The 6372-nt window shown below is 56.0% G+C and carries 5 protein-coding genes, 1 tRNA gene and 1 rRNA gene; 5 read left to right on the forward strand and 2 right to left on the reverse strand.

What is annotated here, in order from left to right; all coding sequences use genetic code 11:
* The first annotated feature begins 7 nt into the window (after window positions 1-7).
* The 5 genes from G523_RS0117135 to G523_RS0117155 are packed head-to-tail and all read left to right on the forward strand — an operon-like array spanning window position 8 to window position 5974.
* On the forward strand, window positions 8-1159 hold the full coding sequence (locus G523_RS0117135; RefSeq protein WP_022696295.1) for an isovaleryl-CoA dehydrogenase: 1152 nt from the start codon (window positions 8-10) through the stop codon (window positions 1157-1159).
* On the forward strand, window positions 1156-2757 hold the full coding sequence (locus G523_RS0117140; protein WP_022696296.1) for a carboxyl transferase domain-containing protein: 1602 nt from the start codon (window positions 1156-1158) through the stop codon (window positions 2755-2757). Before G523_RS0117135 ends, G523_RS0117140 begins: the two co-directional genes overlap by 4 nt.
* Before the next feature lie 4 nt (window positions 2758-2761).
* The gene (locus tag G523_RS0117145; RefSeq protein WP_022696297.1) at window positions 2762-4666 is read left to right on the forward strand and encodes an acetyl/propionyl/methylcrotonyl-CoA carboxylase subunit alpha; all 1905 of its coding nucleotides are present in this window, start codon (window positions 2762-2764) and stop codon (window positions 4664-4666) included.
* Between the two features lie 2 nt (window positions 4667-4668).
* Complete coding sequence (locus G523_RS0117150) at window positions 4669-5121, forward strand: MaoC family dehydratase (RefSeq protein WP_022696298.1); 453 nt, start codon at window positions 4669-4671, stop codon at window positions 5119-5121.
* Window position 5122: 1 nt separating this feature from the next.
* Window positions 5123-5974, forward strand: a complete 852-nt coding sequence (locus tag G523_RS0117155; protein WP_022696299.1) for an HpcH/HpaI aldolase/citrate lyase family protein — start codon at window positions 5123-5125, stop codon at window positions 5972-5974.
* A gap of 71 nt (window positions 5975-6045) precedes the next feature.
* On the opposite strand, the gene G523_RS0117160 is transcribed toward G523_RS0117155, so the two are convergent.
* Both G523_RS0117160 and rrf read right to left on the reverse strand, forming a co-directional pair.
* Window positions 6046-6122 (reverse strand) — tRNA-Met (locus tag G523_RS0117160).
* A gap of 146 nt (window positions 6123-6268) precedes the next feature.
* Window positions 6269-6372 (reverse strand): 5S ribosomal RNA (gene rrf, locus G523_RS0117165); the annotation flags it as partial.

Genomic DNA, 6372 nt, shown 5'->3' on the forward strand with positions numbered 1-6372 from the left:
TGAACAGATGAGCGGCCTCGATTTCTCACTTGGTGAAACAGCGGACATGCTCCGCGAGACCTGCGAGCGTTTTGCGCGAGACAGGCTGGCCCCTATCGCAGCCGAGATCGACAGCACCGACGAATGCCCGCGCTGGGTATGGACGGAAATGGGCGAGCTTGGCCTGCATGGCATAACCGTGGAAGAAGAAGATGGCGGACTTGGCCTCGGCTATCTGGAACACGTTGTCGCTATGGAAGAGATTTCCCGAGCGTCCGCCTCTATAGGTCTCTCTTATGGTGCACACTCTAACCTGTGTGTGAACCAGATCCGTCGCTGGGGCACGCCCGCACAGAAAGCAAAATACCTTCCAAAGCTGATTTCTGGTGAGCATGTCGGCGCGCTCGCTATGTCTGAAGCCGGATCAGGTTCTGACGTAATGAGCATGAGCCTACGCGCTAAGAAAGCTGACGGCGGCTATGTTCTAAGCGGAACCAAATTCTGGATCACCAACGGTCCGATTGCCGATACGCTTGTCATCTACGCCAAGACTGATCCGGAAGCCGGCTCAAAAAGCGTGACAGCCTTCCTGGTCGAGAAAGACTTCAAAGGCTTCTCCTGCGCTCGCAAGCTCGACAAGATGGGTATGCGCGGCTCTTACACGGGTGAGCTGGTCTTTGAAGACTGTTTCGTGCCGGACGAGAACGTGATGGGCGAAGAGGGTCAGGGCGCCGCTATTCTGATGAGCGGGCTCGACTATGAGCGTTCCGTGCTTTCAGGCGGCCCGCTTGGCATTATGCAGGCCTGCATTGATACCGTCCTGCCATATATTCGCGAGCGTAAACAGTTCGGGCGCCCGATTGGTGACTTCCAGCTAATGCAGGCGAAGATCGCAGACATGTATGTCGCGTTGAACTCCTCACGCGCCTACGTCTATGCCGTCGCCAAAGCCTGCGACAATGACCAGACGACGCGCTTCGATGCGGCGGGTGCAATCCTGATGTCGAGCGAGAACGCGGTGAAGTGCTCCCTCGAAGCCATTCAGGCCCTTGGCGGCGCTGGCTACACAAAAGAATGGCCGGTTGAACGCCTTTTGCGTGACGCTAAACTCTATGACATTGGCGCAGGAACGAACGAGATCCGTCGCTTCCTGATCGGACGGGAGTTGATGAAAGGATGAGTACGCCTCAACTGAAAACCAAACTCCTGCCGGATAGCGATGACGCGAAAACCTTTAAAGCGGCTAACCAGTCGCTGGTCGACCGTCTGAAAGCAGATGTCGCTCAGGCTGCGCTCGGCGGGAATGAAAAATCCCGCGCACGTCACACCTCACGTGGAAAGCTTTTACCTCGCGACCGCGTACGTCATCTTCTTGATCCGCGCGCCCCGTTTCTGGAGCTTTCCCAGCTTGCCGCGAATGGCCTCTATGGCGAGGATATTCCGGGCGCGGGCATTATCACAGGCATTGGTCAGGTCCATGGACGCCCTGTCATGATCATAGCCAATGATGCGACGGTTAAAGGCGGCACTTACTATCCGATGACGGTGAAGAAGCATCTGCGCGCACAGGAAATTGCGCTGCAGAACCGCCTGCCTTGCATTTACCTCGTCGACTCCGGCGGTGCGAACCTGCCCCATCAGGATGAAGTCTTTCCCGACAAAGATCATTTCGGCCGCATCTTCTTCAATCAGGCCAATATGTCGGCAAAAGGCATTCCGCAGATTGCCTGCGTGATGGGTAGCTGTACGGCGGGTGGCGCTTATGTTCCGGCCATGTCGGACGAGACGGTGATCGTGCGCAATCAGGGCACAATCTTCCTTGCTGGTCCGCCTTTGGTGAAAGCCGCTACAGGCGAAGAAATCTCCGCCGAAGACCTTGGCGGCGGCGACCTCCACGGTTCCAAATCCGGTGTCGTCGACCATGTCGCGGAGAGCGATGAGCACGCGCTCTCAATTGTCCGCAGCATTATTTCGACTCTGCCACCAGCTGCCGATCCGGGCCTCAATATGAAGCAGGGCAATGCGCCGCTTTATCCGGCAGAAGATTTATACAGTCTCATTCCTACTGATCTGCGCATGCAGATGGACGTGAAAGAGATCATTGCACGCCTGGTAGACGGCTCTGAATTTCACGAATTCAAAGCCAATTATGGCAGCACGCTCGTTTGCGGCTTCGCGCATATCTGGGGCATGCCAGTCGCCATTCTCGGCAATAACGGCGTCCTCTATTCAGAGAGCGCACAGAAAGGCGCGCACTTCATTGAGCTCGCCTGCCAGCGACGCATTCCGCTTCTCTTCCTGCAGAACATTTCCGGCTTCATGGTGGGCGGCAAGTATGAGGCAGAAGGCATTGCCAAGCACGGCGCGAAGCTGGTGACAGCGGTCTCTACAGCACAGGTGCCTAAAATCACGGTTCTGATTGGCGGCAGCTTCGGCGCGGGTAATTACGGCATGGCCGGACGCGCCTACGAGCCGCGCTTCCTCTTTTCATGGCCAAACAGCCGCATCTCCGTCATGGGCGGCGAACAGGCTGCCAGCGTCCTGGCGACCGTGCACCGCGATGCGGACAAATGGAGCGATGAAGACGCCGAGAACTTCAAGGCACCTATCCGTGAGAAATACGAGACCGAGGGCAATCCATGGTATGCAACGTCCCGCATCTGGGATGATGGCATTATCGATCCGGCACAGACACGAGATGTGCTCGGCCTCGCCTTCGCTGCAACGCTGAACGCGCCGATACCGGAACGCGCTCAATTCGGCATTTTCAGGATGTAATGCCATGATCAGTTCTATTCTAATCGCAAACCGCGGCGAGATTGCCTGCCGTGTCATTCGTACTGCCCGTGAACTCGGCATCCGAACGATTGCCGTCTTTTCTGATGCAGACGCAAATGCTCTTCACGTTCTGGAAGCAGACGAAGCCGTGCATATCGGCCCTGCCCCGGCGAGTGAAAGCTATCTCGTCGGCAGCAAGATCATCGAAGCTGCAAAACAAACCGGCGCAGATGCCATCCATCCGGGCTATGGTTTCCTGTCAGAAAACGCGGCCTTCGCTCAGTCAGTTATTGATGCCGGCATCATCTTGGTAGGTCCCAAGCCTGACAGCATTAACGCAATGGGTCTGAAAGACGCCGCCAAAAAGCTGATGCAGGACGCAGGCGTACCAACAACGCCGGGATATCTCGGCGAAGACCAGTCATCTGACGCGCTGAAATCAGAGGCGGACAAAATCGGCTATCCGGTGCTGATCAAAGCGGTCGCTGGCGGTGGCGGCAAAGGCATGCGAAAAGTCGAGAGCAGCGAAGATTTCCTCGAGGCGCTCGGCTCCTGCCAGCGTGAAGCGAAATCAAGCTTCGGTGACGATCGTGTTCTGCTCGAAAAATTCATCACCAATCCTCGCCATATCGAGGTGCAGGTGTTTGGCGACAGTCACGGCAATGTCGTCCATCTGTTCGAGCGCGACTGCACGCTGCAACGCCGCCATCAGAAAGTCATCGAAGAAGCCCCTGCCCCAGGCATGAGCCATGAAGCCCGCGAAGCCATTTGCGCAGCCGCTGTTCGTGCAGCGCAGGCGGTGAACTATGTCGGCGCTGGCACGGTTGAGTTTATCGCCGACGGATCGGGTCCCTTGGCCGCAGACCAGACATGGTTCATGGAAATGAACACCCGCCTTCAGGTAGAGCATCCCGTCACTGAAGAGATCACCGGCGTAGATCTTGTAGAATGGCAGCTGCGCGTCGCTGCTGGCGAGGCCCTGCCACTTAAGCAGGACGAGATTGAAATCAATGGCTGGGCGATGGAAGCCCGTCTCTATGCCGAAAATCCGGAAACCGGCTTTCTGCCATCGACGGGTAAACTCGAGATCCTCGACCTTCCGTCTTTCGTTCGCGTCGACACCGGCGTTTATCAGGGAAGCGAAGTCTCACCGTTCTACGATCCGATGATCGCCAAGCTCATTGCCTATGGCGAAACGCGGGATGATGCCCGCGAAGCACTCGCCAGCGCCTGCGGCGCTGTAGCGACATGGCCGGTGCGCAATAATGCCGGCTTCCTGACGACGCTCCTTCGTGAACCGGCATTTGCCGAGGCTGAAGTCACCACGGGCTTCATCGAAGCAGAAGGCGCTCGTCTGACAGACAAGCCGACACCTTCGCCAGAAGGCATAAGCGTAGTCGCACTCCATCTGGAGCAGGAAATTACGCTTGTAAGCTTCTCCGGCACGACACTCAATCCATGGGGCCAGCTGGAAGGCTTCCGCCTCAACGCGGATCAGGATGTCGAAAGCTGGTTCTCAGTGGACGGTGAAATCGTATCGGTGATCCGCAGCGAAGATGAAGACTATTTTGAAGATAACCTGCTCGGCACGCCAGAAGGCTATCTGCTCATCGAAAACGGTTGGCCTTATCATGTAACCTGGCCGCAATTTGATGCTCAGGGCGCAGCTGGCGCAAGCGATGGAGCCATCATCTCACCAATGCCCGGCAAAGTGATCGGTCTGTTCGTTTCTGAGGGCCAGAGCGTGACGTCAGGCGAAAAGCTGGTCACGCTGGAAGCCATGAAGATGGAGCACAATCTGACCGCGCCGTATGATGGCATAGTAGCAACAGTATCCGTTGCACAGAACGATCAGGTTGAAGAAGGGGCAGCCCTCATCACAATCGAACCTAAAACGGACGAGGCATAAGCATGGCCGGAAAACATTTCGACGAATGGACTGTAGGCGAGCGTATTCAGCATGATTTGCGCCGCACAGTGACAGAGACTGACAATCTCATGATGTGTACGCTGACACACAACCCGCAGCCGCTGCACCTTGATAAAACCTACGCTGAATCAACAGAGTTCGGTCAGATTGTAGTGAATGGCATTTTCACATTCGGCCTGATGGTTGGTGTAACTGTTGGCGACACGACACTCGGCACGCTCGTAGCAAATCTGGGCTATGACAAGCTGGTCATGCCAAACCCGGTCTTTATCGGCGATACGCTTCGTTGCGAGACAGAAGTTGTCGAGCTACGTGAGAGCCGTTCGCGCCCGACCGCAGGCATAGTCACATTCAAGCACATCATGCTCAATCAGGATGATAAGATCGTCTGTGAATGCCTTCGTATGGCCCTGCTCCACAAGAAGCCGAACTGACATGGAATTCCGTTCTCTGCTCTTCGTTCCGGGTGATCGTCCAGAGCGCTTCCAGAAAGCGCTAGACAGTTCTACTGACGGTCTGATCCTTGATCTTGAAGATTCGGTTGCGCCATCCCGAAAAGCAGATGCGCGACAAGCCGTTATAGAATGCCTATCTCTACCTCGGTCCAAGCCGGTGCTTGTGCGGATCAACCCAATTCCTGCTTGCGGGCTTGAAAGCGACCTTCCTGCTATCCTCAAGGCGAGCCCGAACGGCATTGTTCTTCCCAAAGCCGAAGGCGCGAAAGACGTACGCGATCTGACTGACGCGATGGGCGACACACCTGTCCCTGTCCTCCCTATCGCGACCGAGACGCCACGTGCGCTGTTCAAACTGGATACTTATGAAGATGTGAGCTCAAGCCTGTGTGGCCTCACATGGGGCGCAGAGGATCTTCCAGCTACAATCGGTGCGTCCAGCTCACGTGAGACTGATGGGAGCTACACGCCACCCTTCGAATGGGTGCGTAGCATTGCCCTCTTCGCAGCCCACGCAGCAGGCGTTAAAGCCGTCGAGACTGTGTATCCCAATATCAAAGATATAGACGGGCTCACTGCGTATGCTTCGCGTGCCCGACGCGACGGATTTACTGCGATGATGGCGATCCACCCGTCCCAGTGCCAGATCATCAACGACGCTTTTACGCCATCAGATGATGAGATCGCGCACGCAATGAAGATCATCGAGGCTTTTGAAGAACGTCCCGACGCTGGCGCACTTCAGATCGACGGGAAGATGGTCGATGCGCCACACGAAAAACAGGCCCGCAAACTGGTCGCACAATGGAAACAGCTTACCGGCCAAGCCTGATACTTCACCTTTGCAGCTTTGCTTCTGGGCAACAAAAAAGCCCTCGGCTGTTATAGCTGAGGGCTTTTTGTTGGGTGCGGGAGTAGGATTTGAACCTACGACCTTCAGGTTATGAGCCTGACGAGCTACCGGGCTGCTCCATCCCGCGTCACTGATATATGTCTCTTGGTTTAGAGACAAAAAAACCGCAAGGACGGGTGTCGATGCGGATTTTGTTACACCCGAGGGTGAAGTCGTATTGATAGAAGGGTTTGTGTTTCCTGCTGACTTTGAGTGCACCATTCTTCTTTGCGGACCCGGCAGCGACCTACTCTCCCACGTCTTGAGACGCAGTACCATTGGCGCAGGGGGACTTAACGGCCGAGTTCGGGATGGGATCGGGTGGGGAACCCCCGCCA

It is taken from the genome of Ponticaulis koreensis DSM 19734, from assembly GCF_000420665.1.
Classification (GTDB): Bacteria; Pseudomonadota; Alphaproteobacteria; order Caulobacterales; family Hyphomonadaceae; genus Ponticaulis; species Ponticaulis koreensis.